Annotated in this window: 13 protein-coding genes; 8 read left to right on the top strand and 5 right to left on the bottom strand. The window is 60.3% G+C overall.

Annotation, left to right across the window (positions count from 1 at the left end):
* The first annotated feature begins 28 nt into the window (after positions 1–28).
* From HX824_RS23705 to groL, 3 genes are all read left to right on the top strand, one after another.
* Positions 29–505 carry an FxsA family protein gene (locus HX824_RS23705; protein ID WP_003208601.1) on the top strand — a complete coding sequence of 159 codons (477 nt, stop codon included), beginning with the start codon at positions 29–31 and terminating at the stop codon, positions 503–505.
* A gap of 249 nt (positions 506–754) precedes the next feature.
* Positions 755–1,051 carry a co-chaperone GroES gene (gene groES, locus HX824_RS23700; RefSeq protein ID WP_003208599.1) on the top strand — a complete coding sequence of 99 codons (297 nt, stop codon included), beginning with the start codon at positions 755–757 and terminating at the stop codon, positions 1,049–1,051.
* A 50-nt stretch (positions 1,052–1,101) separates the two neighbouring features.
* Positions 1,102–2,745, top strand: a complete 1,644-nt coding sequence (groL, locus tag HX824_RS23695) for a chaperonin GroEL (RefSeq protein ID WP_003208597.1) — start codon at positions 1,102–1,104, stop codon at positions 2,743–2,745.
* A gap of 131 nt (positions 2,746–2,876) precedes the next feature.
* Here groL and HX824_RS23690 read toward each other — a convergent pair whose 3' ends face one another.
* From HX824_RS23690 to HX824_RS23670, 5 genes are all read right to left on the bottom strand, one after another.
* Positions 2,877–4,304, bottom strand: coding sequence for a glycosyl hydrolase family 8 (locus tag HX824_RS23690; RefSeq protein WP_177055181.1), 1,428 nt, complete (start codon positions 4,302–4,304; stop codon positions 2,877–2,879).
* Between the two features lie 85 nt (positions 4,305–4,389).
* A complete protein-coding gene (locus HX824_RS23685) occupies positions 4,390–5,685 on the bottom strand; it encodes an ATP-binding protein (RefSeq protein ID WP_177055179.1) in 1,296 nt (431 codons plus the stop codon).
* Positions 5,675–6,373, bottom strand: coding sequence for a response regulator transcription factor (locus tag HX824_RS23680; protein ID WP_177055177.1), 699 nt, complete (start codon positions 6,371–6,373; stop codon positions 5,675–5,677). The genes HX824_RS23685 and HX824_RS23680 overlap by 11 nt, the downstream gene beginning before the upstream one ends.
* A 73-nt stretch (positions 6,374–6,446) precedes the next feature.
* Complete coding sequence (locus tag HX824_RS23675) at positions 6,447–7,190, bottom strand: phosphatase PAP2 family protein (RefSeq protein ID WP_177055175.1); 744 nt, start codon at positions 7,188–7,190, stop codon at positions 6,447–6,449.
* Positions 7,191–7,244: 54 nt separating this feature from the next.
* On the bottom strand, positions 7,245–9,194 hold the full coding sequence (locus HX824_RS23670) for an LTA synthase family protein (protein WP_003208588.1): 1,950 nt from the start codon (positions 9,192–9,194) through the stop codon (positions 7,245–7,247).
* 201 nt (positions 9,195–9,395) lie between these two features.
* Here HX824_RS23670 and colR point away from each other — a divergent pair, with 201 nt between their 5' ends.
* The 5 genes from colR (at position 9,396) to HX824_RS23645 (ending at position 13,169) form a co-directional block, all read left to right on the top strand.
* Positions 9,396–10,079, top strand: a complete 684-nt coding sequence (colR, locus tag HX824_RS23665) for a two-component system response regulator ColR (protein WP_003208587.1) — start codon at positions 9,396–9,398, stop codon at positions 10,077–10,079.
* Positions 10,069–11,349 (top strand): HAMP domain-containing sensor histidine kinase, encoded by a 1,281-nt coding sequence (locus HX824_RS23660; protein WP_008433601.1) that lies wholly within the window; start codon positions 10,069–10,071, stop codon positions 11,347–11,349. The genes colR and HX824_RS23660 overlap by 11 nt, the downstream gene beginning before the upstream one ends.
* Positions 11,350–11,537: 188 nt before the next feature.
* Complete coding sequence (locus tag HX824_RS23655) at positions 11,538–12,218, top strand: class I SAM-dependent methyltransferase (RefSeq protein ID WP_003208584.1); 681 nt, start codon at positions 11,538–11,540, stop codon at positions 12,216–12,218.
* A gap of 4 nt (positions 12,219–12,222) precedes the next feature.
* The gene (locus tag HX824_RS23650) at positions 12,223–12,939 is read left to right on the top strand and encodes a lipopolysaccharide kinase InaA family protein (protein ID WP_008433603.1); all 717 of its coding nucleotides are present in this window, start codon (positions 12,223–12,225) and stop codon (positions 12,937–12,939) included.
* Positions 12,939–13,169 carry a hypothetical protein gene (locus HX824_RS23645; RefSeq protein WP_008433604.1) on the top strand — a complete coding sequence of 77 codons (231 nt, stop codon included), beginning with the start codon at positions 12,939–12,941 and terminating at the stop codon, positions 13,167–13,169. The genes HX824_RS23650 and HX824_RS23645 overlap by 1 nt, the downstream gene beginning before the upstream one ends.
* The last annotated feature ends 125 nt before the right edge of the window (positions 13,170–13,294 follow it).

Below are 13,294 nucleotides of genomic sequence, written 5' to 3'. Positions count from 1 at the left end.
AGGCATTCTTGCGTTGAGGAACCATTTGATGCGCCCTTTTTTGTTGCTCTTTTTGTTGTTTCCGGTGCTTGAGCTGTTCGTATTCGTACAAGTCAGCGGGGCAATCGGGTTTTTCCCGGCGCTGCTGCTGATCATTCTCGGCTCGATGCTCGGCGTACTGGTGCTGCGCGTCGCCGGCCTGGCCACGGCGCTGCGTGCCCGTGAAAGCCTGAATCGCGGCGAGCTGCCAGCCCAGACCATGCTCGAAGGCCTGATGATGGCATTGGCCGGTGGCCTGCTGATCCTGCCGGGCTTTATCAGCGATGTGGTTGGCCTGGTGATGTTGCTGCCGTTCACCCGCAAAGTGCTGGCGGGCAAGATGCGCCAGCGTGCCGAAGAGGCTGCCATTCGCCAGCGCGCCTTTGCCGACGACCTGCAACCCCGTGGCGGCCCGGCCCCGCGCCAGCCCCTGGGGCGTGAGGGTGACGTGATCGAAGGCGAGTTCGAACACCGCGACCCCAAGTAATCCCCTCACTGGCACGGCACCCGCGGGTGCCGTGCGGCTTTTGAAGACGCCCCCCGACACAAAAATTTTCATCTCGGTACCCTTGTAATAAGCTTATGCGCCCTTATGTAACGGTCACCGCAAGGTTTCTGGTGGCGACACCAGACAGACTTCCGCGTTTCGCACCGCGAACCGCGACCGGCACCGCCGGAATTTAACTAGCCGGAATTGACACCGGCCGATGAAAAACACAATTAGGAGAGATCGACAATGAGCAAGCTTCGTCCTCTGCATGACCGCGTCGTCATCCGTCGCAGTGAAGAAGAAAAGAAAACCGCTGGCGGTATCGTGCTGCCGGGTTCGGCTGCTGAGAAAGCCAACCACGGTGTGATTCTCGCTGCTGGCCCAGGCAAGACCCTGGAAAACGGTGAAGTGCGTGCGCTGGCTGTGAAAGTGGGTGACAAGGTTGTTTTCGGCCCTTACTCCGGCAGCAACACTGTGAAAATCGACGGCGAAGACCTGCTGGTAATGGCTGAGAACGAGATTCTCGCTGTTCTGGAAGGCTGATTTCCCCGCTCATCTTCCCGTTACTACAAAGTATTTAAGGAATATCGATCATGGCTGCTAAAGAAGTTAAATTCGGCGATTCCGCCCGTAAGAAAATGCTCGCCGGTGTGAACGTCCTGGCTGACGCAGTAAAAGCGACCCTGGGCCCTAAAGGCCGTAACGTGATCATCGAGAAGAGCTTCGGCGCTCCGACCATCACCAAGGACGGCGTTTCCGTCGCCAAAGAAATCGAGCTGAAAGATCGCTTCGAAAACATGGGCGCGCAGCTGGTCAAAGACGTTGCCTCCCGTGCCAACGATGACGCAGGCGACGGCACCACCACCGCGACCGTCCTGGCCCAGTCGATCGTCAACGAAGGCCTGAAAGCCGTCGCTGCCGGCATGAACCCGATGGACCTGAAACGCGGCATCGACAAGGCGACCATCGCCATTGTCAAAGAGCTGAAGTCCCTGTCCAAGCCATGCGCTGACACCAAGGCAATCGCTCAGGTCGGCACCATCTCGGCCAACTCCGACAGCTCCATCGGCGACATCATTGCCGAAGCCATGGAAAAAGTCGGTAAAGAAGGCGTGATCACCGTTGAAGAAGGCTCGGGCCTGGAAAACGAACTGTCGGTTGTTGAAGGCATGCAGTTCGACCGTGGCTACCTGTCCCCGTACTTCGTCAACAAGCCAGACACCATGACCGCCGAGCTCGACGGCCCGCTGATCCTGCTGGTTGACAAGAAGATCTCGAACATCCGTGAACTGCTGCCAGTTCTGGAAGCCGTTGCCAAGGCCGGCCGCCCACTGCTGATCGTTTCCGAAGACGTTGAAGGCGAAGCCCTGGCGACTCTGGTTGTGAACAACATGCGCGGTATCGTGAAAGTGGTTGCTGTCAAGGCACCTGGTTTCGGCGATCGTCGCAAGGCCATGCTGCAGGACATCGCTGTCCTGACTGGCGGTACCGTTATCTCCGAAGAGATCGGCCTGAGCCTGGAAAGCGCTACCCTGGAACACCTGGGTAATGCCAAGCGCGTCACCGTGACCAAGGAAAACACCACCGTGATCGACGGTGCCGGTGTTGAAGCTGACATCCAGGCACGTGTTACCCAGATCCGCGCTCAAGTGGCTGATACCACTTCCGACTACGACCGTGAAAAACTGCAAGAGCGTCTGGCCAAGCTGTCCGGCGGCGTTGCAGTGATCAAGGTTGGCGCGGGTTCCGAAGTTGAAATGAAAGAGAAGAAAGCCCGCGTTGAAGACGCCCTGCACGCTACCCGTGCAGCCGTTGAAGAAGGCGTGGTACCTGGCGGTGGCGTGGCGCTGGTTCGCGCTCTGCAGGCTATCTCCGAGCTCAAAGGCGACAACGCTGACCAGGACGTCGGTATCGCTCTGCTGCGTCGTGCTGTTGAAGCACCTCTGCGCCAGATCGTTGCCAACTCCGGCGACGAGCCAAGCGTAGTGGTCGACAAGGTCAAGCAGGGTTCGGGTAACTTCGGTTACAACGCTGCTACCGGCGAATACGGCGACATGATCGAAATGGGCATCCTGGACCCGGCTAAAGTGACTCGTTCGGCTCTGCAAGCGGCTTCGTCGATTGCCAGCCTGATGATCACCACTGAAGCAATGATCGCCGAGATCAAAGAAGATGCTCCAGCTGGCGGCGGTATGCCAGACATGGGCGGTATGGGCGGCATGGGCGGCATGATGTAAGCCAGCCTTACCCCGATACTGAAAAACCCCGCCTGCAGCGATGCAGGCGGGGTTTTTTTATGCTGATCGTTCCCACGCTCTGCGTGGGAATGCCGCCAGGGACGCTCCGCGTCTCTCTTTACGCGCACGCCTCAGCTGACGCCGCGACGCCCCAGCAGTTTCTTGAACATGAAGCCGCGAGCCAGCATCAGGTGCGAGGCGGGCGGCAAAGATGCCACGGGTCCCGGTGCCGCAGTGCCGGATGACGGATGGACAGGCACGTGTGCGGTTTTTTTGAGGGGCGCCGGTTGGGACCGCTCCCAATGGCCGGACATGACCACCATGCCCAGCAGTTTGAGGGTATTGCCGTAATAGTCATGGTCACGGATGGACCGGCGTTGCAGGTTGTCCCAAAGGTTATTGAGCCACAGCTGATTGTCGGGGCTGATCATTGCGCTGACCCCGAGCGCCGCCACAAAGGCTGGCTCATTCTGCGCTTCCTCGATTGAACTGCCGTCGATCCGGTAACCACTGTTGAAGTTGCCCGGCTCATCGTGGGTGGTGGCGCGTGCCCAGCGGTTGAAGGTGGTCAAGGTGTACAGCGCACGCGGGTCACCGTACATCAGGTAATCCAGGCCGATGCGCCACGGGTAGCGGGCCGCGTTCCACGAATAGCTGCCGTCGTATGGGCCTTCCACCAGATCGGGCCGCGCCGGGGTGATCGAGGTGTCCAGGTGGCTGATGAAGTCCGGCACCAGCCCGCTGTTGGCGCTGTACCGTTGGGTAAAGTCACTGATGATCGAATAGGTCTTGTCGCGCACCGCCTGCCAGCGCTTGTCCCCGGTCATGGCGAAAAAGCTGTAGAGGTGCGACTGCATGAAGTCCGAGCTGCGGGTGGTGTACTCAAGCTCTGCGTCACCGTCGGTACCGGCCCAGTCGCCGAGCATCAGGTGCTGAGTCCTGGGGTGCACCTCGTGTTTCATGATCGCCGCCATCACCGTGTTGGCCTCGCTGCGATAGTCAATGGTGCCCTCGCTGCCCCATTTCTGATCGGCCAGCAGCAGGGCGTAGGCGATGTCCAGGTCGCCATCGGTGGCACTGACGTCACCACGGAAAGGATCGGTGGAGTCACCGCATCCCTCGATCTGGTTCCAGGCCATCAGGCCGGGATCGGACGCTGCCGGGTGATCCTGGAAGTAGCGCACCATGCCGTCGAAAGTTCGTTGGGCCTGGTCATCGTAGTCGGCCATCATCACAGTGAGCAGCATGCCGTAGCCATGGGCCTCGGACACGGTGATGGTGTTGGGCGCGGCGCCACCACCCACGGATTTGTGGTCGGCGTTGACCTTGATGAAATACCGGCCGCTGCCGCATTCCCCCGACAGGTAAACCGCCTTCCAGTCCTTGTAGAACGTGACCAGTTGTTGATCCATGGTCGCCTGGGGCTGGCGATTGGGCAGGATGGTGCCGGGGTAGTAGGGCGCGTGGACATTCTGGGCCGCAACGCCGCCTGACCATGAACCGGCGGCCATGCACAGTGATAACAGCAGCGTGGGCAGATGCCGTCTAGGGTGACGCATGAGCTGACTCTCCAACCTGATCCAAAGGGCAAGGTCGCGAGGTTAGCGGCAGCGCGGATGTTCCACTGTCACAGGCTGTAACAGCCTAGGCCGGGCGCAGTGCCAGGGTCAGGGTCAGGCGTGCGCCGCCCAACGGGCTGCGGGTGATCGACAGCTCACCCCCGTGCCAATGGGTGGCGCGCTTGGCCAGTGCCAGGCCGAGGCCAAAACCGCTGGGCTCGTCGCCGCCCATGGCCAGGCGCACGAAGGGTTCGAAGATCTTTTCGCGGTTTTCCGGCAGCACGCCCGGGCCGTCATCATCCACATGCAGCACCAGGTGCTGGCCCTGGCACGCTGCGCTGACATTCACCCGTTCGCGGGCGTAGTTAATGGCGTTGCTTAACAGGTTGCGCACGATCAGATGCAGCAGGGCGCGGTCGCCGATCAGTTCCAGGTCGGCCGGGTCGGTGTCCAGGGTCAGCAAGCGATGGTGCCCGTCCAGCAGGGCAAACTCCTGCTGCAGCCAGGCATGGAGATTGATTGGCTCATGCTGCAGGTCGCTGGGTGCATCGGCCAGCCGGGCAAAGGCGAGGCTGGCGCGAACCAGCGACTCCAGTTCTTCGATATCGGTGTGCAGGCGCTCTTGCAGGCGGGTGCGGGTGTCGGGGTCGGCGCTTTTACTCAGTAGTGCCAGGGCAAAACGCATCCGCGCCAGGGGTGTGCGCAGTTCGTGGGACACCGCCTGGGAAACCTCCCGGTGGCGTTCGCCCATCGAGCTGATATCCAGCGCGTGCCGTTGCAAGGTCAGCAGCAGCGGCGCCCACTCCTGGCTCATCGCGGGCAGCAGCGTGTTGGGCGAGCGGGCGAGGGTAGCAATGCAGGCATTAAGGGCATCGAGGTCATGGGTGTATTTGCGCCGGGCACGCAGGGCAATCCAGAGAAACAGCAGTACCGGCAGGCCGGCGACACAGGCGGTCACCCAGTACACCGGATATTGCAGCAAGTCCTTCACTTCGGCGGTTCCCCACAAGGGGCCGAATTGAATCACCGTGTCATCGTCCAGCGGGAAGTAGGTGACGTCCTCATCACTGTTCTGCGCCGGCTGATGGTGGTCGAGCATCACAATGGCTTCGGGTGGCAGCTCGATATCGTCCTTTTTCACCACGCTCACCGGGTACTGAAAGCGTGCTTGCAGCGACTCGACACGCGCCTCCCATTGTTCGGGGGGCAGGGTCTTGAGTTGCTCGGCAACCAGATAACCCGGCCCGGCCATCAGGCGCAGAAAGCTGTAGTCGCCGATAAACACCGCAGCGTTGGTGCACAGCCACAACAGGTAAAGGGTGAGGGCGGCCCAACTGGTGCCGGCCGCGATTGCCATCCAGGGGCGCACTTTAGACAGCATGTTGACTCCCGCTCGGGATTTCGACGAACAGGTATCCCTGCGCCGTGATGGTCTGGATGGTCACGGGGCACTCAAGGCTCATGAGTTTCTTGCGCAAGCGCGACACCCGCATATCAATCGATCGGTTCAGCCCGTCGTACTCCAGGCCGCGCAGGCGCTGGAGCAGCTTTTCCCGCGTGAGCAATACGCCGCAATGGCGGGCAAAGATGGCGAGTAACTCGAATTCGGCCACCGAAAACTGCAAGGGCGCCTCGCCAAGCCAGGCGAAGTGGTTGTTCAGGTCCAGCCGAAAAGCGCCCCACTGATAGTAGCTGCGAGGTGCCTGGGGATGGCGGCGCAGCAGCGAGCGGATCCTTGCCAGTAACAGTTGCGGGTCGATTGGCTTGACCACGTAGTCGTCGGCCCCGGCGGCAAACCCCACCAATTGTTCGGCGTTCTCGTCCAGGGCCGTCATCATCAGGATCAGCCCAGGGTAGTGGTCGCGAATCTGTCGGCACAGGGTAAAACCGTCGATGCCCGGCAGCATCACATCGAGGATCAACAGTGCCGGTTGTTCATCCTGGATACGCTGGGCGGCGTGGTCGCCACGGTGTTCCACTGCGACGGTAAAGCCTTCGGCGCGCAGGAACTCGGCCGTCAGTGCCGCCAGGGGCAGGTCGTCTTCGATCAGCAACAGGGTATCGGACATGGCTCAGCAGGATCGTTGCCAAAAAGTGCGCAGAGTGTTGCGCCCTTGCCCCCGGCTAGGCAAGGGCTGTTCATCACGGCGTCACGGGCTGCTTGCGGAAGGCGGGCTGCGGTGTTTTCACCGGCCGGTACAGCAGGAAGTAATAGGCGCCCAAACAAATCAGCCAGCTGAAAATTGCCGTCCACACGTTGTGGGAAAGAAAGTGCGCCCCTTGCATCGTGCGGCTCACCGAAAGCACCGTGCCCAGGCCCAGCGCAAACATGAACGCCGAGCGCGCCATCCGCGGTCGGCGATCCCTCAGGGCAAAAAACAACGCAAACAGCGCAAACCCGGTCGCCGCATGTCCGCCCGGCCAGCAACGGCCAGGCTTGTCGGTCGGCGGCCTGGGGCTCAGCAGTTCGCTGTACGTCTCCTGGCCGCCAAACTCCTTGACGCTCCACGGGCATTGCACCCCGGTCACCGTCTTCAACGGTGAAACGAACGAGGTGGCCAGTGCCAGCGACAGCACCAGGCAGCCCAGTTCTCGGCGATAGGGTTTGAGTCGCTCAAAGACAAAGGCCCCGGCAAACCCGGCGATTGCCAGCACCGAAAACACGATCACCATCTGCTTGGCGCGATCGTGAAGAATGTCCTCCAGAAAAAAACTGTGCCGGCCCACGAAGCCGCCTTCGGACGCGTCGTAAAACAGCCTGGCGATGTCCATGTCCAGCGACGTCAGCTCCAGCAGCAACATGGCCACCGCCAGAACGGCAGGCACACCGAGGCACAGCCAGAAGTTGAGGGGTAGGGATAACGGACGAACAGCGATTGCGTGCATGGCGAACTCAGACTCTAAAAAAAGCCCCGGTCAGACCTGGCCGGGGCATTTTGGTTAGCGTGTACTCACTTGGGGAACCTCGTCCTTGGGCACCCTCCAGCTCAGCAACTGTTGCTTGTAGCCATAACTGGCACCCTGGTAGTAGGTGATGGCCCGCTGGATCAACGGGTCATCGCTGCCAACGCGGATTTCGTGGCTGTCGCCCAGGGCCTGGTCATGCCGACGCAAGCCTTGGCGCGGGCTGAGAATCGCCAGGTCCTTGCCGTCGAACAACCCCAGGTACTGGTAATTGCCGACCACTACCCGTGGCGGCAGCGGGTTGTCCTGCAGCAGGTTGCGGCCAAAAAACGTCGACTCGTAGCTCAGGTTCAGCAAGCCCAGCAGGGTCGGGGCGAGGTCGATCTGGCTGGCCAGCTTCGCGTTCTCGCCGGCGTCTACCAGCTTGGGTGCGTAGATGAACAGCGGGATCTGGTAATTGACCATCGGCAGGTCTTCCTTGCCGGCGCTGCCCGCCGTGTGGTCGGCGACGAAAATAAAGATCGTGTTGTCGAACCAGGGTTTCTGGCGCGCCGCCTCCAGGAACTGGCCGATGGCATGGTCGGTGTACTTCACCGCGCCGTCGCGACCGTCACCGGATTTGATATCAATGCGGCCAGCCGGATAGGTATACGGACGGTGGTTGGAGGTGGTCATCAGTTGCAGCAGGAATGGTTGCTGCTTGGCGTAGTCGGCGTCCGCCAGTTTCAGCGTCTGTTTATAGAGGTCTTCGTCGGCCATGCCCCAGGCGTTTTTAAAGCTGATTTCGGATTCGGGCACGCTGCTCTGGTCGACCACGCGGTAACCGTTGCCGCTGAAAAACGCGTTCATGTTGTCGAAGTAGCCCCGGCCGCCGTAGACAAACACGCTGTCGTAGCCGATGGCGTTGAGCTGCTGGCCGAGGCTGCCGAAACCGCTTTCCCGGCCGATGCGCTTGACGATGGAACGCCCGGGCGTCGGCGGGATGGCCAGGGTGATGGCTTCCAGGCCGCGGTCGGTGCGAGTGCCGGTGGCGTAGAAGTTATTGAAGTACAGGCTCTGTTTGCGCAGCGCATCGAGGTTGGGCGTGAGGTTATTCGGGTCGCCGTTGCTGCCCATGTACTTGGCACTGAAGCTTTCGATGGTCACCAGCACGATGTTGGGTTTGCGCAGCGTGCCCGGGTTGGTAATGGCGCGACGGATATCCAGCGGATCCGTGCCGATAAACCGTGCGTTGGGCTCGCTGAGTTCGGCGCGCAACTGCTTGGCGACTACATCCGCCGGCAGGCTCTTGTAGAACTGGGTGTAGTCCAGTTCGTTGTTACGGAAGGCGGCGAAGAACTGATAGGGGCCGTTGCTGGCCAGTTCGTTGTTGTAGGCGTTGCCGCCCTGGCTGCGCGGGCTGTCCTGGTTGATCAGTTGCAGGCTCAGGCCGGCCACCAGCAACAGGCCAAGGGCACTGAGCAGACGCTTGCGCATCGCAGGCAACGGCGCGTCCATGGCCGCGTTGAACGGTTTACGCAAGACCACGCTCAAGACGATCGCCATCACGGCCAGCAGGCTCAGCAGCTTGCCGATCGGGTACGACTCCAGCAGGTTGTTCAGCACTTCCTTGGAGTAGACCAGGTAATCCACGGCAATGAAGTTGAAGCGCACGCCGAACTCGTCCCAGAACAGCCATTCGGCCACGCTGGTGAAAAGCATGGCGAACAGGCTGACGGTGAGTACCGCCTGCAGGAACCAGCGATGGCCGCGACGGCGCCACAAGCCTGGCGGGCACAGCAGCAAATACAGGCCCAGGGGCAGGGCGGCATAGGCGAGGAAGCCGAGGTCATAGAGCAGGCCCACGCCGAATACCGGCAGCAGGTTACCGCTCACTTCATCCAGATGGGTTACCAGCAGCACGCTGCGGGTCAGTAGAAAAACCACCAGCCAGGCACCGGTTACCAACAGCAAATAGCGCATTGGCGCTGTTTTGGGAAAACCCATGTCAATGTTCCTTATTTTCGATGGGCGCGATCTTCGCGCTGACACTGTAGTCAGGTTGTGAACCTATAGTGAAAAACTCGTTAAGTCTCGCAATCGGTTGAAAACAGTAATCGGCGCGGCCTTCAGGCCTAGCCGTGAGCCATACTTGGCCTTAAGCTGCGCGAGCCAACACGGCCGTTACCGCGTACGGAGACACTGCCCATGCGAATTTTATTGGTTGAAGACAACCGCGATATTCTGGCCAACCTGGCCGATTACCTGGGGCTGAAGGGCTACACCGTAGACTGTGCGCAGGACGGTTTGTCGGGCCTGCACCTGGCTGCCACCGAACATTACGACCTGATCGTGCTCGACATCATGCTGCCTGGCATTGATGGCTACACCCTGTGCAAACGCCTGCGTGAAGACGCGCGCCGGGACACGCCGGTGATCATGCTCACCGCCCGCGACCAGCTGGATGACCGGCTGCAGGGCTTCAAGTCCGGCGCCGATGACTACCTGCTCAAGCCGTTTGCGCTGTCGGAGCTGGCCGCGCGTATCGAAGCAGTGCTGCGTCGTGCCCAGGGCGGCGGGCGCCGTGCCTTGCAGGTGGGTGACCTGAACTACGACCTCGATACCCTGGAAGTCACCCGCGAAGGGCGCCTGCTCAAGCTCAACCCGGTCGGCCTGAAGCTGCTGGCGGTGTTGATGCAGAAAAGCCCGCATGTATTGCGCCGTGAGATTCTCGAAGAAGCCCTGTGGGGCGATGACTGCCCGGACAGCGACAGCCTGCGCAGCCATGTCCATCAACTGCGTCAGGTGATTGATAAACCCTTCGCCAAGCCGTTGCTGCAAACGGTGCACGGTGTGGGTTATCGCCTGGCCGAGGGTCGTGATGGAGTTTAAGCAAAGCCTTGCCCAACGGATCATCATCGCCTTCGCCTTGATGAGCGCGTTGGTGGCGGGGGCCTTCGCCATGGGTATCGTCGCTACGGTGCACCTGGTGGAAGAAAAACTCATATCGGCAGGCCTGGGCGGTGACTTGCAACGGCTGCTGCTGATGGACAGCGTCGAGGACTGGAGCCATCGCCCCGAGCCCGACCAGTTGTTCTACTTCAGCGGCGGCCCCGGCGATTTTGAACTGCCCAAGGACTTGCGCCACCTCGACGCCGGTTTTCACGAGGTGTTCCGCGAACAGCTTTCCTACCACGCAATGGTCGAAATCGTTGACGGTCGCCGTTATGTCCTGCTGCAAGACCAGAGCGATTTCGAAGAACGCGAGCGCGTGCTGTTTGCTGTCGTGCTGGTGGGGTTTGTACTCAGCCTGGCGCTGGCGGTATTTCTCGGTTGGGTACTGGCGCGCAAGGTAATGGCGCCGGTGGTACGCCTGGCCCGCCAGGTGCGGCACCGCGACCAGTTACTTGGCCTGGCACCACCGCTGGCGCCGGATTACGCCGCGGATGAAGTCGGCGAATTGGCTGTGGCCTTCGATGCCACCCTGGGCCGTTTGCGCCAGGCATTGTCCCGGGAGCAACTGTTTACCAGTGACGTGAGCCACGAATTGCGCACCCCGCTGATGGTGCTCGCCAGTTCCTGCGAACTGTTGCTGGAGAACCCCGCGATTGACCAGCGCGGCCGCAAGCAGGTCGAGCGCATTGCGCGGGCCTGTGAAGAAATGCGCGAACTGGTGCAGACCTTCCTGATGCTGGCCCGTGCCCAGCGCGAGGAGGCCGGCATGTCGCCCCAGGCCAACCTGGCCCAGGTGGCCGAGGACCTGCTGGGGATCTGGCGCGAGCCGATCGAGCGCAAAGGCCTTGAGCTGATCTATCAACCGGGCAATCCACTGGATACCCGCTACAACGCGACCTTCCTGCACGCGGTCATGGGCAACCTGTTGCGTAATGCCCTGCACTACACCGAGCATGGCTTGATCCGCCTTACCCTGGAACCGAGCGGTTTTGTGGTGGAAGACACTGGCGTGGGCATTCCCGAGGACAAGCGCGAAGCGATGTTCGAACCGTTTGTGCGTGGCAGTGAAAAGCGCGGTGAAGGCCTTGGCCTGGGTTTGTCCTTGGTTCAGCGCATCTGCGAGAACCAGGGTTGGAGCGTCAGCCTCAGCACCATGGAGCCCAACGGCTGCCGCTTTCACGTCGAATTGAGTCAGGTCAAAGCCTGATGCCTGCCCTGCCGCTAAGCTGCGGCAGACTTCCTGATTTTCGCCGAAGATGGCACCATGCCACGACTTGTGTCTGCAAAGTTTTGTAATGTATACGATTCGACAGGACAAGTTTTTCACAACGTGTTGACCTGTTGATCACAGGATTCTTTTTAAGGTTGTAGGCATCAGTAACTGGAGACCCGGTGATGCCTACCCCGATCAAGCTCGAATTTTCCGAAAAGTACGACGATCAGCACGCGCAGAATTATTTACTCAAACACCAGGACAATCTGGCTCGCCGGTTGTCCCACAAACGCGACGAGCAATTGGCCCGTGGTGCGCTGGCCATGGCCGGTGAGCCTGGCCTGGTGCTGGACCTGCCATGTGGTGCCGGGCGTTTCTGGCCGTTGCTGGCAGAAAAGCCCAACCGCGTGATCATCGGCGCCGACAACTCCGCGTCGATGTTGAAGATTGCCACCGTCGCCCAACCGGCGGATGTGGTGAAACGGGTACGCCCCTTGCAAACGTCTGCCTTTGATATCGATTTGCCAGATAATGCGGTCGACAGTATTTTCTGCATGCGCTTGATGCACCACATTGGTGACCCCGAGCACAGGCTGGCAATACTGCGCGAATTTCAGCGTGTTACCCGTGACAGCGTGATTATCTCGCTGTGGGTGGACGGCAACTTCAAGGCGTGGAAACGCAAGCGTGCCGAAGTGCGCCGTCGCAAAAAAGGTGAGCAGGAAGGTTACCAAAATCGGTTCGTGTTACCGGCTGCTACTGTTGAGGCAGAGTTTGAGCAAGCCGGTTTCCGTGTTCAGGAATCCCTGGACTTCATACCGCTCTACGCCATGTGGCGAGTGTATGTATTGCGCAAGAGGTAACAGGATGGCTGTCGAGTGTTTACCAGGTAGTGAAGTAGCTCCCGAGGAGCGATTTGATTATTTCTGGCGCCAGCAGGGCGAGTGGGTCGAAGAGCCCAATCGTCGTCGTGGCGGTGAAAGTGGTGTGCAACGGGTAACGGGCACCCATGGGCGTTTGCTCTATAGCAAGCGCCAGACGGGCCATATCTACCGCAGTTGGCTCCATCCTTTTGGACGCCCCACTGTGTTGCGTGAGCGTGATGCCCTGAAGGGCCTGCGTTTACTGGATGTACGCGTGCCGGAGTTGGTGTTCTGCGAGGCCCGTCGCGATCCTGAGCACCAATGGAAGGCGTTGTTGGTGACGGCGTCGCTGGACGGTTTCGACGAGATCGAAAACTGGTACGCCGCCGGTGGTCGTGAGCAGTATGGCGAGTTGGTGCATGAGCGTTTGCTCAAGGAACTGGCTGGTACGTTGGCGCGGATGCACAAGGGGCGTTGGCAGCATGGTTGCCTGTATATCAAGCATATCTTTGTGCGGGTGACGGGTGAGGGTGACGCGGCGAAGGTTGAGGTGGCGTTGCTGGATTTCGAGAAGTGCCGGCAGCGCTTGACCGCTTTGCGGGCGGCCCGGCATGACATGTTGCAGTTGCGCCGCCATTCGTCGTGGAATGCTACGGACTGGCAAAAACTGAGCTACTTTTACGAGACGGCGTTTGGCAGCGCTATCAAGGGTTTAACGTAATGAAGCTAGAAATTGCACGAGGTTTGTTTCTGTTGGGGGCGTTGGGCATAGCTGCCCTGGCCCTGGCTGCCTGGGAGCAGCCCCGGACACAAGTTCTCAGTGCGGTGCAGGGTGTCGGGCAGCAATGCCCGATGCCGCGGATCGCCAAGGTCGGTGTCGCGGCCAAGCCTGATCATGAGTTGTTGTTGTTCATGTTTGGGATGTCCCAAGGGATGAGGCCACAGAGTTGAAGAGATTGAAGCCCAAATAAAAGGCCTCGCTAGTTCGAGGCCTTTTATTTGGGCTTGGGTTTTGGGTTGGTTGGTTGGTTGATCGAGTACATATCCGTTGCTGCGGTAACGGCGGCTTATGGTTC

Source organism: Pseudomonas sp. D4002, assembly GCF_013385665.1.
Classification (GTDB): domain Bacteria; phylum Pseudomonadota; class Gammaproteobacteria; order Pseudomonadales; family Pseudomonadaceae; genus Aquipseudomonas.
The sequence above is the reverse complement of the archived record's forward strand: the minus strand, read 5'-3'. Positions and strand labels throughout refer to the sequence as shown.

What these genes read in the sequence shown, in the direction of transcription:
- HX824_RS23705 (WP_003208601.1), top strand. Translation starts at nt 29, where the DNA reads ATGCGCCCTTTTTTGTTGCTCTTTTTGTTGTTTCCGGTGCTTGAGCTG.
- groES (WP_003208599.1), top strand. Translation starts at nt 755, where the DNA reads ATGAGCAAGCTTCGTCCTCTGCATGACCGCGTCGTCATCCGTCGCAGT.
- groL (WP_003208597.1), top strand. Translation starts at nt 1,102, where the DNA reads ATGGCTGCTAAAGAAGTTAAATTCGGCGATTCCGCCCGTAAGAAAATG.
- HX824_RS23690 (WP_177055181.1), bottom strand. Translation starts at nt 4,304, where the DNA reads ATGCGTCACCCTAGACGGCATCTGCCCACGCTGCTGTTATCACTGTGC.
- HX824_RS23685 (WP_177055179.1), bottom strand. Translation starts at nt 5,685, where the DNA reads ATGCTGTCTAAAGTGCGCCCCTGGATGGCAATCGCGGCCGGCACCAGT.
- HX824_RS23680 (WP_177055177.1), bottom strand. Translation starts at nt 6,373, where the DNA reads ATGTCCGATACCCTGTTGCTGATCGAAGACGACCTGCCCCTGGCGGCA.
- HX824_RS23675 (WP_177055175.1), bottom strand. Translation starts at nt 7,190, where the DNA reads ATGCACGCAATCGCTGTTCGTCCGTTATCCCTACCCCTCAACTTCTGG.
- HX824_RS23670 (WP_003208588.1), bottom strand. Translation starts at nt 9,194, where the DNA reads ATGGGTTTTCCCAAAACAGCGCCAATGCGCTATTTGCTGTTGGTAACC.
- colR (WP_003208587.1), top strand. Translation starts at nt 9,396, where the DNA reads ATGCGAATTTTATTGGTTGAAGACAACCGCGATATTCTGGCCAACCTG.
- HX824_RS23660 (WP_008433601.1), top strand. Translation starts at nt 10,069, where the DNA reads ATGGAGTTTAAGCAAAGCCTTGCCCAACGGATCATCATCGCCTTCGCC.
- HX824_RS23655 (WP_003208584.1), top strand. Translation starts at nt 11,538, where the DNA reads ATGCCTACCCCGATCAAGCTCGAATTTTCCGAAAAGTACGACGATCAG.
- HX824_RS23650 (WP_008433603.1), top strand. Translation starts at nt 12,223, where the DNA reads ATGGCTGTCGAGTGTTTACCAGGTAGTGAAGTAGCTCCCGAGGAGCGA.
- HX824_RS23645 (WP_008433604.1), top strand. Translation starts at nt 12,939, where the DNA reads ATGAAGCTAGAAATTGCACGAGGTTTGTTTCTGTTGGGGGCGTTGGGC.